This window comes from Streptomyces sp. NPDC002156 (assembly GCF_053593675.1).
Genome location: NZ_JBSFDA010000211.1, coordinates 1 through 16360, shown reverse-complemented (window position 1 = coordinate 16360; position 16360 = coordinate 1). Strand labels below are relative to the sequence as shown.

Annotated in this window: 13 protein-coding genes and 1 rRNA gene; 6 read left to right on the top strand and 8 right to left on the bottom strand. The window is 71.0% G+C overall.

All coding sequences use genetic code 11. The features are described 5' to 3' along the window. Positions 1-164: 164 nt before the first annotated feature. A complete protein-coding gene (locus tag ACWCRB_RS44200) occupies positions 165-1418 on the top strand; it encodes a winged helix-turn-helix domain-containing protein (protein ID WP_451001470.1) in 1254 nt (417 codons plus the stop codon). Positions 1419-1454: 36 nt separating this feature from the next. On the opposite strand, the gene ACWCRB_RS44195 is transcribed toward ACWCRB_RS44200, so the two are convergent. The 7 genes from ACWCRB_RS44195 to mtnA form a co-directional block, all read right to left on the bottom strand. Further along, a complete protein-coding gene (locus tag ACWCRB_RS44195) occupies positions 1455-2201 on the bottom strand; it encodes a response regulator (protein WP_451001469.1) in 747 nt (248 codons plus the stop codon). 205 nt (positions 2202-2406) lie between these two features. After that, a complete protein-coding gene (gene hpf, locus ACWCRB_RS44190) occupies positions 2407-3102 on the bottom strand; it encodes a ribosome hibernation-promoting factor, HPF/YfiA family (RefSeq protein ID WP_451001468.1) in 696 nt (231 codons plus the stop codon). 315 nt (positions 3103-3417) lie between these two features. Further along, entirely contained in the window at positions 3418-4332 is a 915-nt protein-coding gene (locus ACWCRB_RS44185; RefSeq protein WP_451001467.1) for a ComF family protein, read from the bottom strand. A 212-nt stretch (positions 4333-4544) separates the two neighbouring features. Further along, entirely contained in the window at positions 4545-6470 is a 1926-nt protein-coding gene (locus tag ACWCRB_RS44180) for an LpqB family beta-propeller domain-containing protein (RefSeq protein WP_451001466.1), read from the bottom strand. Next, entirely contained in the window at positions 6460-8544 is a 2085-nt protein-coding gene (mtrB, locus tag ACWCRB_RS44175) for an MtrAB system histidine kinase MtrB (RefSeq protein WP_451001465.1), read from the bottom strand. Before mtrB ends, ACWCRB_RS44180 begins: the two co-directional genes overlap by 11 nt. Before the next feature lies 1 nt (position 8545). Further along, the gene (mtrA, locus tag ACWCRB_RS44170) at positions 8546-9235 is read right to left on the bottom strand and encodes a two-component system response regulator MtrA (protein ID WP_187284748.1); all 690 of its coding nucleotides are present in this window, start codon (positions 9233-9235) and stop codon (positions 8546-8548) included. Between the two features lie 8 nt (positions 9236-9243). After that, positions 9244-10389 carry an S-methyl-5-thioribose-1-phosphate isomerase gene (mtnA, locus tag ACWCRB_RS44165; protein ID WP_451001464.1) on the bottom strand — a complete coding sequence of 382 codons (1146 nt, stop codon included), beginning with the start codon at positions 10387-10389 and terminating at the stop codon, positions 9244-9246. A gap of 137 nt (positions 10390-10526) precedes the next feature. On the opposite strand from mtnA, the gene ACWCRB_RS44160 reads away from it, so the two are divergent. The 5 genes from ACWCRB_RS44160 to ACWCRB_RS44140 are packed head-to-tail and all read left to right on the top strand — an operon-like array spanning position 10527 to position 16176. After that, positions 10527-11891: a glycerophosphoryl diester phosphodiesterase membrane domain-containing protein gene (locus ACWCRB_RS44160; protein ID WP_451001463.1), complete on the top strand. Its 1365-nt coding sequence runs from the start codon at positions 10527-10529 to the stop codon at positions 11889-11891. A gap of 4 nt (positions 11892-11895) precedes the next feature. Continuing rightward, positions 11896-12678 (top strand): DUF4129 domain-containing protein, encoded by a 783-nt coding sequence (locus ACWCRB_RS44155; RefSeq protein WP_451001462.1) that lies wholly within the window; start codon positions 11896-11898, stop codon positions 12676-12678. Next, positions 12675-13877: a DUF4350 domain-containing protein gene (locus ACWCRB_RS44150; protein ID WP_451001461.1), complete on the top strand. Its 1203-nt coding sequence runs from the start codon at positions 12675-12677 to the stop codon at positions 13875-13877. The genes ACWCRB_RS44155 and ACWCRB_RS44150 overlap by 4 nt, the downstream gene beginning before the upstream one ends. Then, complete coding sequence (locus ACWCRB_RS44145) at positions 13877-14866, top strand: AAA family ATPase (protein ID WP_235480097.1); 990 nt, start codon at positions 13877-13879, stop codon at positions 14864-14866. Before ACWCRB_RS44150 ends, ACWCRB_RS44145 begins: the two co-directional genes overlap by 1 nt. Next, a complete protein-coding gene (locus ACWCRB_RS44140; RefSeq protein WP_451001460.1) occupies positions 14866-16176 on the top strand; it encodes a DUF58 domain-containing protein in 1311 nt (436 codons plus the stop codon). The genes ACWCRB_RS44145 and ACWCRB_RS44140 overlap by 1 nt, the downstream gene beginning before the upstream one ends. Before the next feature lie 97 nt (positions 16177-16273). Here ACWCRB_RS44140 and rrf read toward each other — a convergent pair. Then, positions 16274-16360 (bottom strand): 5S ribosomal RNA (gene rrf / locus ACWCRB_RS44135); the annotation flags it as partial.

The following is a 16360-nucleotide window of genomic DNA, read 5'->3' as shown; positions in this document are numbered from 1 at the left end:
CCGGCGCTTGAGGACGAGGCTGTCCAGGCCGACAGCGGGGGTCTGGGGGCGCAGCCCCCAGGGGATGGGAACAGGTAAGGGCGGCGGGGGCGAAAAACCACCGCCCGCACCCAAACCCCCAGCTCACCCCCCACTGTCAGTCCCACCCCCTATCGTGCGGAAGCATGACGAGCAGCCCGCCGCACCCAACATCCGCACCCGCACCCACGCCCCACACCCAACTCTCCGCCGACGAAGCCCGCCGCATCGCCCTACGCGCCCAAGGCTTCCTGGGCACCCCCAACCGCAAGGCAGGCGTCCGCGGAATCCTCCGCCACCTCGGCGCGGTCCAGCTCGACACGATCTCCGTACTGGCCCGCTCCCACGAACTCATCCCGTACGCCCGCCTCGGCGCCATACCGCGCAAGAACGTCGAAGCCGCCTACTGGAACCCCACCCCCACAACCGAAGCCACACCCCACTCCCCACACGCCCCCCACCCCCACCCGCACGCCTTCGAATACTGGTCGCACGCCGCCTGCATCCTCCCCGTAGAGGAATGGCCCCACTTCGCCTTCCGCCGCCGCACCTACCGCTCCCGCCCCCACTGGAACCACGACCTCCCACCCGGCACCTACGACCAGGTCATCAAGCAACTCCGCACCGAAGGCCCCCTCACCGCAACGGAGTTGGGCGGCGCGAAACGCACCAGCGAATGGTGGGACTGGTCCGGCACCAAGGTCGCCGTCGAACGCGCCCTGATGTACGGCGAGGTGGTCTGCGTGGAACGCCGAGGCTGGAAGCGGGTGTACGACCTGGCCGAGCGAGCCATCCCGCCCACGCTGCTGCACGACGAACTGGACGACACCGAGTGCCTGCGCCGTCTGGTCCGCCTCGCGGGCCGGTCCCTGGGCGTCGGCACCCGCTCCGACATCGCCGACTACCACCGCCTCAAGGCGGAACAGGTCGACGCGGTGATCGCGGACTCGGGCCTGGTCCCCGTCACGGTCGAGGGCTGGGGCAAACCGGCCTGGGCCGACCCGGCAGCCCTTGAGACACCCCCACGAGGCCGCCACCGCACGACCCTGCTCTCCCCGTTCGACTCCCTGATCTGGGAACGGGCCCGCACGGAACGGATCTTCGGTTTCACACACCGCCTGGAGGCCTACGTCCCGAAGCCGAAGCGCGTGTACGGCTACTTCGCGATGCCGGTCCTGGCAGGCGGCCACCTCGTCGGAAGGGTCGACCCCGCCCGAGAGGGCAACACCCTGGTGGCCAGACAGGTCAGCCTGCACGGCCCGAAGGCGGTCCCGGCGGTGGCCCAAGCCCTCCTGGAGGCGGCAACCTGGGTGAACTGCACAAACGTACGAGTGGAACGGGTGGACACCCCTGACCTGCGCACCCCCCTGACAAGGGAACTGACCCAGGCCCTCGGATAACCCCCGACCACTCGACCGCTCTACTGTTCTACCGCTCTACCGAATCTCGAGGATCTTCTCCCGCATCGCGTAAACCACGGCCTCCATCCTGGAGTGCAGCTGCAGCTTCTCCAGGATGTTGCGCACATGGTTCTTCACGGTGTTCTCGGAGATGAACAACTCCTTGGCGATATCCCGGTTGTTCATCCCGGTGGCGACGAGCTTCAGCACTTCCAGCTCGCGTTCCGTGAGCCGCGGCGCGGGCACCAGCCGCCGCTCGTCCGTCCGCTGGATCATCGACTTGAATTCGGTGAGCAGCTTCGACGCCATCGAAGGGCTGATCTGCGACTGTCCGTCGGCGACCGCGCGAATGGCCGTGGCCACCTCGTCCGTGGAGATCTCCTTCAGGAGATAACCGGTCGCCCCCGCCTTGATCGCCTCGTACAGATCGGCTTCCTCGTCGCTGATCGTCAGCATGATGATCTTGGCGCTGGGCGCGACCTCCTTGATGGAGGTGCACGCCTCGATCCCACCGCGCTTCGGCATCCGTACGTCCATCAGCACGATGTCGGGCAGCAGATCGGCGGCCTTGTCGACCGCCTCCGCCCCGTCCCCCGCCTCGCCGACGACCTGAATGTCCTCCTCGGCCGCGAGCACGATCTCCAGTCCACGGCGGAAGAGGGCGTGGTCGTCCACGACAAGGACTCTGATCGGCTCCTTGCGCGAGGTACCCGTGTCCGGGCCCATGCCGGTGACGCTGTCGTCGGCATGCTCGACCTGCATCGGTCCGAAGCTGTCCGCCATCGTTCCTCCCCCTGAAGGCTGTGGCCTGTGGTTCTGTGCCATCGCCAACCCAAGGCAACGGCCCACCGGTTGGGCCGTTGCGGCCATGATTCCATGCCCGGGCGACAGTGCGGTGACAGAGCGGGTTCCGGAGGGGTCGCACACGGGTGCCCCTGGGGGCGCACACGCGCTCCAGGGGCACCCGCTCGGCTCTCTCCGGGGGCGGTCAGCCGCCCAGCGTGCCACCCGCCGCGGGGGAATGCGCCTGATGGGCGACCATCGGGTCCGTGTTGAGGTGGATCACGCCGTAGTCGTAGGCGTGCCGCCGGTAGACGACACTCGGTTCCTTGGTCTCGGAGTCGACGAACAGGTAGAAGTCGTGCCCGACCAGTTCCATCTCGTAGAGAGCCTGGTCGAGCGTCATCGGGGAGGCGACGTGGGTCTTCTCGCGGACGACGAGGGGGCCTTCGCCCTTCACTTCCAGCGAGCCGATCCTCTTGACGGGCACGCCGTCCGCGGCTTCCTCCTGGACGGGGTGACCGTTGCCGTTCAGCGTTGCCGCGTCCGGGACGTGGTCGGCGACCTCGGCGGCCGTGAGCCGGCCGGCGCCCCGTCGGGTGTAACGCTTGTCGTGCTGCTTGCGCAGCCGGGCCTCGAGCTTGTCAGCCGCGAGGTCGAGTGCCGCGTACGGGTCGCTTGCCGCTGCTTCCGCCCGGATCACCGGACCGCGGGAGTGGAGCGTGATCTCCACTCGGTCGGAGCGGTCGGCCTGCCGGGGGTTGGGCTCCTTGGACACCTCGACGTCGAGGCTGATCACCTTGCCGTCGAGCTTCTGGATCCTCTCCAGCTTCAGCTTCTCGGCCACGTGCTTCCGGAACCGCTCGGGCACCTCGGTCTTGCGTCCCTTGACGACGATGTCCACGCAGAACTCCGTTCCCGGATCGCCCCGCTTCAGTGGCGGAGCGTCTCCCTTTTGCACCAGGCTCCGGTGTGCCCCGGAACCTCGGACTCGGCGACTTCCACCTCCTCCTCCCCCATGGGCAAGATCCCCACTCGGCCGGCTGGGGTGATTAAGCAAAACCCGCAGCACGGCATTCGGATTTGCGAGGTGTGGCCTGCGGCTTTCCCTCACAACCGAACATATCTCGCCCGGACGGATGTCGTCACCCTCTACCGGCGCGTACCTCCGTTCAAGTGAATTGACCCTCTCACTACCTGCAACGATGCAAGTTCGCGGTCAGTTCCGGTTTATTTCGAAAGAATCAGGCGTCGCGGCGACCACAGCCGCGCAGATCATGACTTCGAAGGCGGCCGGCGCCACCATTCCCGACACTCCTGGCCTCCGCTCCACACCCGTGCCCGCGGCTCCCGGCCACCGTTCCCCTCTGCCTTCCCACCCCGCTCCCGAATACACGGCGTTCCTCACGCCTCTCACGTCCGCAACCGCTTCCCGCACCGCACGCGCGGCCTCGGCCAGCGAGGCCCCGGTCGTCATCAGATCGTCGACCAGAACAACCGCACCCCCACCAGAGCCCGAACCGGGGCCCCCTCCCCCCTCCCCACCCCCGCCTCCCCCACCGCCACTCCCACCCACCAGCAACCGCCCACCCCCCGCGACCACACCCAGCGCACCCGCAAGATTGTCCAGCCGCTGCCGGGAGTTGAGGCCCGCCTGGTCGGCCACGGCACGCCGCTGCCGCAGCACCGCCAGTACCCGGGCCGGCGTACCGGACCCACGCAGCACCCCCGCCGCCGCGAGCGCGATCCGCCGAGCCGGATCGTGCCCCCGGGCCCGCACGGCCCGACGCGCGGACGGCACAGGCACGAGCAGCACACCCGTACCACCGCGCAGGGCCCCGGTCGGCAGCCCTGCCCGTACAGCACCCGCCAGAGCCGTCCCAAGCGGACCCGCGAGCGCCAACGAACCCCTTTCCTTGTGCGCGAGGAGTACCGCACGCACCTCGTCCTCGTACCGGGCCGCCGCATGCACCACCGGCAGCCCGGGCGGCTCCGGCACAGGTCGCACCCGGCTCGGTGCGGCCCCGTCCAGGGCGGCACGGCACTCCGGGCAGAGCACCGTGCGAGGCCTCCCACAGCCTCCGCACTCGGCCGGCAGCACCAGGTCACTGAGGTCCTGCCACCACCCCCGCATGCCCACCACTGTGCCAACACCGGCGCCACCCGGCCACCCCTGTGGACAACGCCCTGTGGATAACTCCCCGCGCCCCGAAAACAGCGCCCGGAAACGCCGACGGCCCGCCGGACATCCGACGAGCCGTCAAACAGAACCACCTGAGAACCACCGCAGGACCCGCGGCCCCGCAGAACACAAGACCACCGCGGCCCCAAGGACAGCGGGAGACCTCACCCCGGATACACCGGAGCCGACCCCTCCTTGACCAGCTTCTGCCACTTGGACCCCGACATCAGCCGCACGATCCCGTCCTCCTCCGAGTACGCCACCAGCGGCAGCCTCTCGTCCTCGGCCGCGGCGACGGCCTTCACACCGGTCAGCGCGGTCGGCGCCGACCCCACCGGCGTCGAGCCGTCGACCTGCACGTATGCCATCTGCTGGACGCCTCGCTGCTCACGCCCCACCACCACGAGCCGGCTGTCCCCGGCCCACGACATGGCGGTGACCTCCTCCAACTGCGGTGTCACGGAGTGCAGTTCGAGGACCGACACGACCGACTGCTCCCCGGCCTTCTGTCCCGCCGCCTGCCCCGGCTTCGCCGCCTCGTCCGACTGGGCCGACCCGTCCGACGTCTCCGCCGACCGCTCGTCCCGCTCGATCCGCCCGATGTACAGCGACCGCAGGCCGTCCTTCTCCACGATGAGCGCGATCCGCACCCCGTCGGCGGCCACCCGTACCGCCTCGATACGCCCGTCGAGGCCCGGGGTCCTCACCTCCAGCGGCTCACCCGCGCCCTTCTTCAGGAGCAGCAGCCGGGGCTTCGCGGGGTTGCGGTCGGCCACCCAGAGGTCGCCGTCGCCGTCCCAGCTGGGTGTGGTCAGCCGGTCTTCCTTGGTGGCGCCCTGGCTGGTCAGCACCGGCTCGCCGAGCGATCCGCCGGACACCAGCGACCCCACGTACAGCGAGGTCCCGTCCAGCGAGACCCCGGCCGCGCTGTCCTCGTCGCGCGAGACCGCCGCGGACCGCAGCTGCTTCTCGCCCTCGCCGAGCGCGCCCGGCACCGGGGAGACCTTGTCGTCGGGGTCGGGGTTGTCACCGGCCACGCGTACGAGGCGGTGCTTGCCGTCGATGAAGTACTGGTAGTCGGGACTCTGCACCGCGACGCGCGCGGCGACGATCTCGGCCCGCTCCTTGTCGAGGAAGCACAGCTGGGTGCCGTTGGAGCGCTGCAGCGCGACCTCCTCGACACCGGTGGGGGTGAGGTCCTGGAGCGTGTAAAGGAGCTGGGCCGCCATCTCGGTGCACTTGGCGGACCCGACCCGGCTCGCCTTGTCGTTGAGCGGCACCGTCAGCCGGTTCTGGTCGTCGGGCGTCAGCGCGGTGACGCCCTTCTTGAGCGCCGTACCCGTCGGGAAACTCGACCGGACGACCGGCCCCAGCCAGCGTGAGGGCCCTTCGAGCAGCGAACTCACCGTCTGCGTCATCGGGTCGACCTTCTTGCGGACGTAGACCGGATCGGCGACGGACACGGGCTGTCCGGCCGGCTCCGACGGCGTGTTCGACGCGAAGTAGTACTTATTGACGGAGGTGTAGTTGCGCAGGAAGTCCGACTTGCCCATCACGATGCCCTGCGGCAGCTCGTCGATGCGCCACTGCCCGCTCTTCTTCTCGCGCGTGAGGTGCAGAGTCTCCCGGTACTGCCCGTCGGCGGGTTCGTACGACTGCCGGGAGTCCAGCGTGGCGAACCTGCCGCCGGTCAGCGTGAACGCGTAGGCGTCGATCCCGTCCTCCCGGCTGCCCACGGGGACCTGGCCCGTGCTGGGCCCGCCGCCGAGCACCGTGGTGGACAGGTCGGGCCGCCAGTCCTTGGCCGCGCTCGGCGTCAGGTACTTGCGTGCCGTCTCATAGTGCGGATCGTCGCTGGTCAGCGCCTCGAGGAAGCCCTGGACGATCTCCACCGGCTGGGCGTTCTCGTGGGGCGGCAGGGCGAAGACCCGCACCTGGGCGTCCTGCCGGGGCGTGGACTCGACCCCGCGCAGATCCCCGCTGTCGGGCATCGAGGCGCATCCGGCCAGCAGTACGGCGCCACAGGCGGCGTACACCACCGCGCGAGCCGTTCCCCGCCGCCGACCGTCCCGCTCGCGGTCAGGGCCCACGAAATGCCTCCCCTTGCTCGTCCACACGCTCTGACCCGGCATCCGAGGACACCGTGTCCGAGGACGGCGACTCCGATCCGGGCTCCGTACCGGAAGTACCGTCCCGCCGCGCGCCGCCGGCCGGGCGCGGCACCACACGTGCGCCGTTGCCGGGCAGCGCCGTGGGGTCGGCGGTCGGGGCCATGGCGGCGAGCCGCGGCGCTATCGGCCGCTGCTCGGCGGCCGCCGTCTGCACCGGCACCGTGGCGAGCTTGTCGCCGCCGGCGTGCGGCAGACCCGCCTCGCCCAGTCCCCGGTGGCGCCGTGAGTCCTTGGGCTCCAGCGGTATCGGTGAGCCCCGCAGGGGCTCGTCGGCGGTCCGCGGCAGCGTCAGCCGGAACTGCGAACCACCGCCCGGCTCGCCCCACGCCTGCAGCCAGCCGCCGTGCAGCCGCGCGTCCTCCAGCGCGATGGACAGGCCGAGGCCCGTCCCGCCGGTGGTACGCGCGCGTGCCGGGTCGGCCCGCCAGAAGCGGCTGAAGACCCGGGTCGCCTCACCGGGCTTGAGCCCGACCCCGTAGTCGCGCACGGCCACCGCGACCGCACCGCCCGCGGTGGCCAGCTTCACGATGACGTCGTTGCCCTCACCGTGCTCCACGGCGTTGACGACGAGATTGCGCAGCACCCGCTCCACGCGCCGCGCGTCCGCCTCGGCCACGACAGGCTGCTGATCGCCGACGACCCGTACCGTCGTCCCCTTGCGCTCGGCCAGCGGCTCGGCACCGCTCACCACCCGCCGGACGACCTCCCTGAGGTCTATCGGCTCGGCCTCCAGCGCCGCCGCGCCCGCGTCGAACCGGCTGATCTCCAGCAGGTCCGCGAGCAGCGTCTCGAACCGGTCCAGCTGATCGGCGAGCAGTTCGGCCGACCGCGCGGTGATGGGATCGAAGTCCACGCGCGCGTCATGGATGACATCGGCGGCCATCCGTACGGTCGTCAGCGGCGTCCGCAGCTCGTGCGACACGTCGGACACGAACCGCCGCTGCATCCGTGACAGGTCCTCCAGCTGCTGGATCTTCAGCTGGAGATTCTGGGCCATCTTGTTGAAGGCCTCGCCGAGCCGCGCGATGTCGTCCTCGCCGGTGACCTTCATCCGCTCCTGCAGCCGCCCGGCGGACAGCCGCTCAGCGATCCCGGCCGCCATCCGCACCGGCGTCACGACCTGCCGCACCACGAGCCAGGCGATGGCCCCCAGGAGCACGACGACGAACAGCCCGGCCGTCGCCAGCGTCCCCTTGACCAGGCTCAGCGACTTCTCTTCCTGCGTGAGCGGGAAGAGGTAGTACAGCTGGTACGGATCCCCGTTCGGGTCGTCGACCTGCTTGCCGATGACCAGCGCGGGCTGCGACTCACTGCCGTTGGTGTAGGTGATGCGGGTGTAGCTCTGGGCCATCAGCGTGTTGTTGTCGGCCCGGTCGCGGAGCGCGTCGGGCACGCTCGCCGTCGGGTCCACCCCGCCGGAGGCACGCGGGCCGCGTCCGCCGTCGCTGTCGTCGCCGGCCTGACCGACCGGGAGCGTCACGACGTCGAAGGCGCCCTGGCCGCCGCTGGAGAGGGACTCCACCAGGTCGCTCATCCACTGGATGACGTTCTGCGCGGGGCGGCCGTCCGCGCCGGAACCGTCGTCCCCGCTGGCGCTGGCCGCTGTGTCCGCCTTCTGCTTGGCCACCGCGAATCCACCTGCGGCCTGGCTCTGCGAGGCCTTCACCTTGGCGTCAAGGAGACCGTTGCGCACCTGCCCGATCACGACGAAGCCGAGCAGCAGGACGACACCCAGCGACATCAGCAGCGTCGTGGCGACGACCTTGAGCTGGATGTTGCGCCGCCACAGCCGCATGACGGGCAGCAGCGGTCGGCGCACCCAGCGCATGAACAGCCGAAGGACCGGGCTGCCCTGGACACCGCCCTGGAGCAGCCCGCCCTCGAAGAACTGCCGCCAGCCGGAGCCGGCCTTTCTCGCCTTCTGCCGGCCGACAGGCCGCTCCGCGCGCCCCCCGGAACGCCCGGGGGCCGAAGCGGCACTGTCCCCGGACATGTCAGCTCGGTCCGGCCTTGTAACCGACGCCACGGACGGTCACCACGATCTCCGGCCGCTCCGGGTCCTTCTCGACCTTGGAGCGCAGCCGCTGCACATGCACGTTGACCAGCCGGGTGTCCGCCGCGTGGCGGTAGCCCCAGACCTGCTCAAGGAGCACCTCACGCGTGAACACCTGCCAAGGCTTGCGCGCGAGCGCGACCAGCAGGTCGAACTCCAGTGGCGTCAACGCGATCGACTGCCCGTCCCGCTTCACAGAGTGACCGGCGACATCGATGACGAGGTCACCTATGGCCAGCTGCTCGGGCGCCGGCTCCTCCGACCGCCGCAGCCGCGCCCGGATCCGGGCGACCAGCTCCTTTGGCTTGAACGGCTTCACGATGTAGTCATCGGCACCCGACTCCAGGCCCACGACGACATCGACGGTGTCGCTCTTGGCCGTGAGCATCACGATCGGTACCCCGGACTCCGCCCTGATCAGGCGGCACACCTCGATACCGTCCCGACCGGGAAGCATCAGGTCCAGGAGCACCAGATCGGGCTTGGACTCACGGAAAGCGGCCAGCGCCTTGTCGCCGTCGGCTACGAAAGACGGCTCAAAACCTTCACCACGCAACACAATGCCGAGCATCTCGGCCAGTGCTGTGTCGTCATCGACGACAAGGACTCGTCCCTTCATAAACGACATCATCCCATTAACTAAATCGTTACCTGGCGTGACCTGTCACACAGCTCAGCAAGCGCCTCAGCCGTCACGGGCGAAACAGCACCCGCTTCGGTGACGATCGCCGTCACCAACTCGGGAGGCGTCACATCGAACGCCGGGTTGTACGCCTGGGTTCCCAAGGGTGCCACCGGAATCCCGCCTCCCGCTTCCGCTCCCGCCACCGGCACCTGAGGTGCGGCGATCTCCGTCACCTCATGTCCGGCACGCTGTTCCACCTCTATGGACGCCCCGTCGGGGGTGTCCGGATCCACCGTCGTCACCGGCGCCACCACGATGAACGGCACGTGGTGGTACTTGGCCAGCACAGCGAGCGGGTAGCTCCCCACCTTGTTCGCCACGGAACCGTCGGCCGCGATCCGATCCGCTCCGATCAGTACCGCGTCCACCTCCCCGGCGGCGAACAGAGAGCCCGCCGCGTTGTCCGTGAGCAAGGTGTACGCCATTCCGCTGCGCGCCGCCTCATACGCCGTCAGGCGAGCACCTTGCAGCAACGGGCGCGTTTCGTCCACCCAGAGCCTGCGCAGCCGCCCCGCGCGGTGCGCCGCCAGCGCCACCGCGAACGCCGTTCCCTCACCGCCCGACACCAGCGACCCGGTGTTGCAGTGCGTGAGCACCCGGTGCCCGCCGCCGGGCAGCAACTCGTCCAGCAGCGCCAGCCCGTGCACGGCCATCCGCGCGCTGGCCTCGGCGTCCTCCCGGTGCAGCGCCCGCGCCGCGACCAGCGCCGCGATGGCTGCCTGATCCCGGTCACCGCTCCTGGCCAGCTCCGCCCGGTACGCGCCCTGCGCCCTGCGTACGCCGACAGCGAGGTTCACGGCGGTGGGCCGGGCCTGCGCCAGCGCGACGGCGGCCTCGTCCACGTCGAAGCCGCGAGCGGCGGCGAGCGCGACCCCGTACGCCCCCGCGATACCGAGCAGCGGCGCCCCGCGCACCGCCAGCGAACGGATCGCCGCCACCAGCGCGGGCGCGTCCGTACAGACCAGCTCGACCTCCTCCGCCGGCAGTCTCGTCTGATCGAGAAGGACCAGCACCGGGCCTTCGGGAGGTTCGTCCCAGCGGATCGCCGGTATCTCGGTGGGCCGGTTGTCCTCGCGGGATTGCGCGTACTGATCAGCCATCCGTCCAGTCTGCCCCCTGCACGTCGGACAATTGAAGGTGTCCAGCCCATACGGGGGCCGATCCCCGCGCGCCCTCCCCATGGCACGATGGCTGCCAACCTGCCGCGAACGCGGACGGGCACCGTGAAGGAGCGACGATGAACGACACTCCGGGCTGGGCCTCGCCCGGATCCGCCCCCTCCGACGGGCAGCAGCCCGACGCGTCCGCCCCCGCCGACCGCCCCGGTCCCGCGGAACCCTCGGACCAGCCGAGCCAGGACCCGACCGGCCCCGGCCCGAAGTGGTCCCAGGAACAGCCGCCACCCGCCCAGTGGTCCGCTCCCACCGGCCCCCAGAACCCCGGCCAGGCCCCGCCGCCCCCACCACCGCAGCCCGGCCAGGGCTGGGGCGGCCAGTACCCCGGCGCCCCCGGTGGATACGGCGGCCCCGCAGGCCCGGGAGGGTACGGCGGATACGGCCCGCCGCCCGGCGGCCACCCCGGCTGGGGCGGCAACTGGGGCGGCCCCCCGCCCGCGGCCAAGCCCGGTGTGATCCCGCTGCGCCCTCTCGGCGTCGGCGAGATCCTCGACGGCGCCGTCTCCACCATGCGCGCCTACTGGCGCACCGTGCTGGGCATCTCGCTCACCGTCGCGGTCGTCACGGAGATCTTCGCGATCCTCCTCCAGGGCTTCGTCCTGGACGACAGCACGAGCACCGCCGCCCTCAACGACACGAGCGCCAGCGTCGACGAGCTGAGCCGCGCCATGGGGGACGCCCTCCTCGGCTCCGGCCTCCTCTTCGTGATCTCCATGATCGGCACCGTCATCGCGACGGCCCTGCTCACGACCGTGACCAGCCGCGCCGTGCTCGGCAAGCCGGTCACCATCGGCGAGGCCTGGCGGGACGCCCGCCCGCAGGTCCCGAAGCTGTTCGGCCTCATCTTCCTGCTGCTGCTCATCGTCGTCGCGGTCTTCGCCGTCGGCATCGCCCCGGGCGTCCTCGTGGCTGTCGCGGGTTCGGAGGGCGGCGGCGCGGCACTCGCCGTCCTGGGCGGCCTCGGCGCGGGCGTCGTCACACTGTGGCTGATGATCCGCTTCTCCCTGGCCTCGCCGGCGCTGATGCTGGAGAAGCAGAGCATCAAGAAGTCGATGAGCCGTTCCGCGAAGCTCGTCAGCGGCTCCTGGTGGCGCGTCTTCGGCATCCAGCTGCTCGCCACGGTCATCGCGGGCGTCGTCGCGTCCATCGTCGTCCTCCCGTTCACCTTCGTCGCCGCGGCCATGACCGGAGACGGCATCAGCGGCTTCCTCGACGGCACGGGCGGCCTCGGCTGGACGTTCCTCGTCGTCAGCGGCATCGGCTCGGTGATCGGCTCCATGATCACCTTCCCGATCACCGCGGGCGTGACCGTGCTCCTCTACATCGACCACCGCATCCGCCGCGAGGCCCTCGACCTCGACCTGGCCCGCGCCGCCGGCGTCCAGGGCTACGGCTCCGGCGCCCCGGGCACCACCCCGGGGAGCTGATGCGGTGATCCTGACGGGGGGATTTCTCACCACGGTGCCGGCCCTGCCGCCCACCGCAGAAGCGGCCGTACGAGCCCTGCTGCGCGTCGGCGACACCGCCGTACTGTCATTGGCGGCCGACGACCCGCCGGTGACGATCCCGCGTGATCCCGCGCGGGAGGCTGCCCGGCGCGAGCTGTCCAAGCGCATGTACCACGAGAACGACCCCAGCCCGCTGCAACGGGCAATGGACGCCTTCTGGGACTGGCTCGACAGGCTGTTCAACACGGCCTCGACCGCGACCCCCGGCGGAACCTTCGGGCTGCTGGTCGTCCTCCTGGCCGTCGTCGCCGTGATCGGCGCCCTGTGGTGGCGCCTCGGTTCCCCGCGCCCCGGCCCCACCTCCGCCGCCGCGCTCTTCGACGACCGCCCCCGCAGCCCCGCCGAACACCGCGCCGCTGCCGAGGCCCACGCGGCCCTGGGCCGCTGGAACCAGGCCGTCCAGGAACGGATGCGCGCCGTCGTCCGGGCTCTGGAGGAACGCGCCCTCCTCGACACCCGCCCCGGCCGCACCGCCGACGAGGCGGCCGCCGAAGCGGGCCGCACCCTGCCCGCGCACACCGACCGCCTGCGCACCGCGGCCCGGGACTTCGACGACGTGACGTACGGCGGCCGCGCCGCGACCCCGCAGACGTACCGCCGCCTCACCGAACTCGACAACGACCTGACGCGCGCGAAACCGGCCCTCGCGACCAGCAGCAGCACCCCCAGCACGGCCCACAACGCCCGCCGGGGAGCCGCCGAATGAGCACCGAGGCCACGCTCCCGGCATCCACCTCGGCCTCGCCCACCGCCCGCCAGGTGTGGACCCGCGCGCGAGGCGTCGTACTCGGTGTCGCCCTCCTCCTCGTGGGCGCCGTCGCGATCGCCGTGATCAACTCCGGCACCCAGCGCGGCAGCCTCGACCCGCGCTCCGCCGACCCTCGCGGCAGCCGCGCCGTCGCCGAACTCCTCGCCGACCGGGGTGTGTCCACGCGCGTGGTCACCACCCTCGCCCAGGCGAGCGCCGCAGCCGACGCCGACACCACCCTCCTGGTCGCGGCCCCCGACCTGCTGACCGACCGTCAGCAGAGGCAACTGCGCACGGCGACAGCGAGCTCCGGCGGGCGCACGATCCTGATCGCCCCCAGCAGCCCGTCCGTCGGAACACTCGCTCCCGGCGTCACCGCCGATCCCGCGATCAGCTTCGACTCGGAGCTGTCCCCGGACTGCGCCCTGCCCGCCGCCCAACGAGCGGGCACCGCGGACACGGGCGGCTTCCGCTACGACACCACCGCCGGCGACGCCGACACCTGCTACCCGAGCAACGGCCTCCCCACCCTCGTACGCGTCCCGACAGCCATCGGAGACGGCGACACCGTCGTGCTCGGCGCCCCCGACATCCTCTACAACGACCGCCTCGACGAGCACGGCAACGCCTCGCTCGCCCTCCAACTGCTCGGTTCCCGCCCCCACTTGGTCTGGTACCTCCCCTCGCTCTCCGACGACTCGCTCACCGAATCCGGTGAACGCGACTTCTTCGACCTGCTCCCCTCGGGCTGGCTCTGGGGCACCCTGCAACTCTTCGTCGCCGCGGTCCTGGCCGCCCTCTGGCGGGCACGCCGGCTCGGCCCCCTCGTACCCGAACGACTCCCCGTGGCGATCCGCGCCTCCGAAACCGTCGAAGGCCGCGCCCGCCTCTACCGCAAGACCAACGCCCGCGACCGCGCGGCAAGCGCTCTTCGCTCCACCACCCGCACTCGCCTCGCCCCCCTCGTAGGCGTCCCCGTCACCCAGGCGCACACGCCCGAGTCCTTGCTCCCCGCCCTGTCCGCCCAGCTCCAGAACCACAGCGACGGACAGGCCCTGCACTCCCTCCTCTTCGGCCCGCCGCCCGGTGACGACGCAGCCCTCATCTCCCTCGCCGACCAACTCGACGCCCTCGAAAGAGAGGTACGCCGTCCATGATGGACCCGACCACTGACAACGCCGGGATCACCGGGGATCCGGGCACCGCCCGGGCCTCCCTGGAAGCCCTGCGCGCCGAGATCGCCAAAGCCGTGGTCGGCCAGGACCCCGCCGTGACCGGCCTCGTCGTCGCCCTCCTCTGCCGCGGACACGTCCTCCTCGAAGGCGTCCCCGGAGTGGCCAAGACGCTGCTCGTCCGGGCACTCGCCTCCGCACTCGAACTCGACACCAAGCGCGTCCAGTTCACCCCGGACCTGATGCCGAGCGACATCACCGGCTCCCTCGTCTACGACACGCGCAGCGCGGAGTTCTCCTTCCAGCCGGGCCCGGTCTTCACCAACCTCCTCCTCGCGGACGAGATCAACCGCACGCCCCCGAAGACCCAGTCGTCCCTCCTGGAAGCCATGGAGGAACGCCAGGTCACGGTCGACGGCACCCCGCGCCCCCTCCCCGACCCGTTCCTGGTCGCGGCCACCCAGAACCCGGTCGAGTACGAGGGCACGTACCCCCTCCCCGAAGCCCAGCTGGACCGTTTCCTCCTCAAGCTCACCATCCCCCTCCCCTCCCGCCAGGACGAGATCGACGTCCTCACCCGCCACGCCGAGGGCTTCAACCCGCGCGACCTGCGCGCCGCCGGCGTACGCCCCGTGGCGGGCCCGGCTGACCTGGAGGCGGCCCGAGCGGCCGTCGCAAAAACAACAATCTCTCCCGAGATCACCGCCTACGTCGTGGACATCTGCCGCGCGACCCGCGAGTCCCCGTCCTTCACGCTCGGCGTCTCCCCCCGAGGCGCCACGGCCCTCCTCGCGACGTCCCGCGCCTGGGCCTGGCTGACCGGCCGCGACTACGTCATCCCCGACGACGTCAAGGCGCTGGCCCTCCCCACCCTCCGCCACCGCGTGCAGCTCCGCCCGGAGGCCGAGATGGAAGGCGTGACGGCCGACTCCGTCATCAACGCGATCCTCGCCCACGTCCCCGTCCCCCGCTGATGGCACTCACCGGCCGCGCCGCCCTCCTGGCGGCCCTGGGCTCGATCCCCATCGGCATCTGGGACCCCAGCTGGACAGGCATCCTCGCCGTGAACGCCCCCCTGGCCGTCGCGTGCGCCTGCGACTACGCCCTGGCAGCCCCCGTACGTCGTCTCGGCTTCACCCGCTCCGGCGACACCTCCGCACGCCTGGGCGAACCGGCGGACGTCACCCTCACGATCACCAACCCGTCCGGCCGACCGCTCCGCGCCCGCGTACGCGACGCGTGGCCCCCGAGCAGCTGGCAACCCGGCACCGAGGTAGAGGCTTCCCGCCACCGCCTGACGGTCCCCTCCGGCGAACGCCGCCGCATCACCACCCGCCTGCGCCCCACCCGCCGAGGCGACCGCAAGGCCGACCGCGTGACAATCCGCTCGTACGGCCCCCTGGGCCTCTTCGCCCGCCAGGGCAGCCACCACGTCCCCTGGACGGTACGGGTCCTCCCCCCGTTCACCAGCCGCAAGCACCTCCCCTCGAAGCTCGCCCGCCTGCGCGAACTCGACGGCCGCACCAGCGTCCTGACCCGCGGCGAAGGCACAGAATTCGACAGCCTGCGCGAGTACGTCCCCGGCGACGACACCCGTTCCATCGACTGGCGCGCCACAGCCCGCCAAACGACGGTCGCGGTACGCACCTGGCGCCCCGAGCGAGACCGCCACATCCTCCTGGTCCTCGACACCGGCCGTACGTCGGCGGGCCGCGTGGGCGACGTCCCCCGTCTGGACGCCTCCATGGACGCGGCCCTCCTCCTCGCAGCCCTGGCCTCCCGCGCCGGCGACCGCGTGGACCTCCTCGCGTACGACCGCCGGGTACGCGCCTTGGCCCAGGGCCGCGCCGCAGCCGACGTCCTCCCGTCCCTGGTCAACGCGATGGCCACCCTGGAACCCGAACTCATCGAAACGGACGCCCGAGGCCTCGCGGCCACCACACTCCGTACGGCCCCCAGACGCTCCCTGATCGTCCTGCTGACCAGCCTGGACACGGCCCCCATCGAGGAGGGCCTACTCCCAGTGCTCCCTCAACTGACCCAACGCCACACAGTCCTCCTGGCCTCAGTGGCGGACCCCCACATCGCAGCCATGGCAACAGCCCGAGGAAACACAGAAGCGGTGTACGAGGCCGCAGCCGCCGCCCAGGCGCAAACCGAACGCGATCGAACCGCCGAACAACTCCGCCGCCACGGCGTCACGGTCGTCGACGCGACACCGGACGACCTGGCGCCGGCACTGGCAGACGCATATCTGGCCCTGAAGGCGGCAGGCCGCCTCTGAATAGTTTCTCTCCTCCGAATCCATCCGAATCCGGAGGAGAGACAACGCAGAAAAGCCCCGTACCGGTATCCCCGGTACGGGGCTTTTCGCAATATTTGTTCGGCGGTGTCCTACTCTCCCACAGGGTCCCCCCTGCAGTACCATCGGCGCTGTAAGGCTTAGCTTCCGGGTTCGGAATGTAACC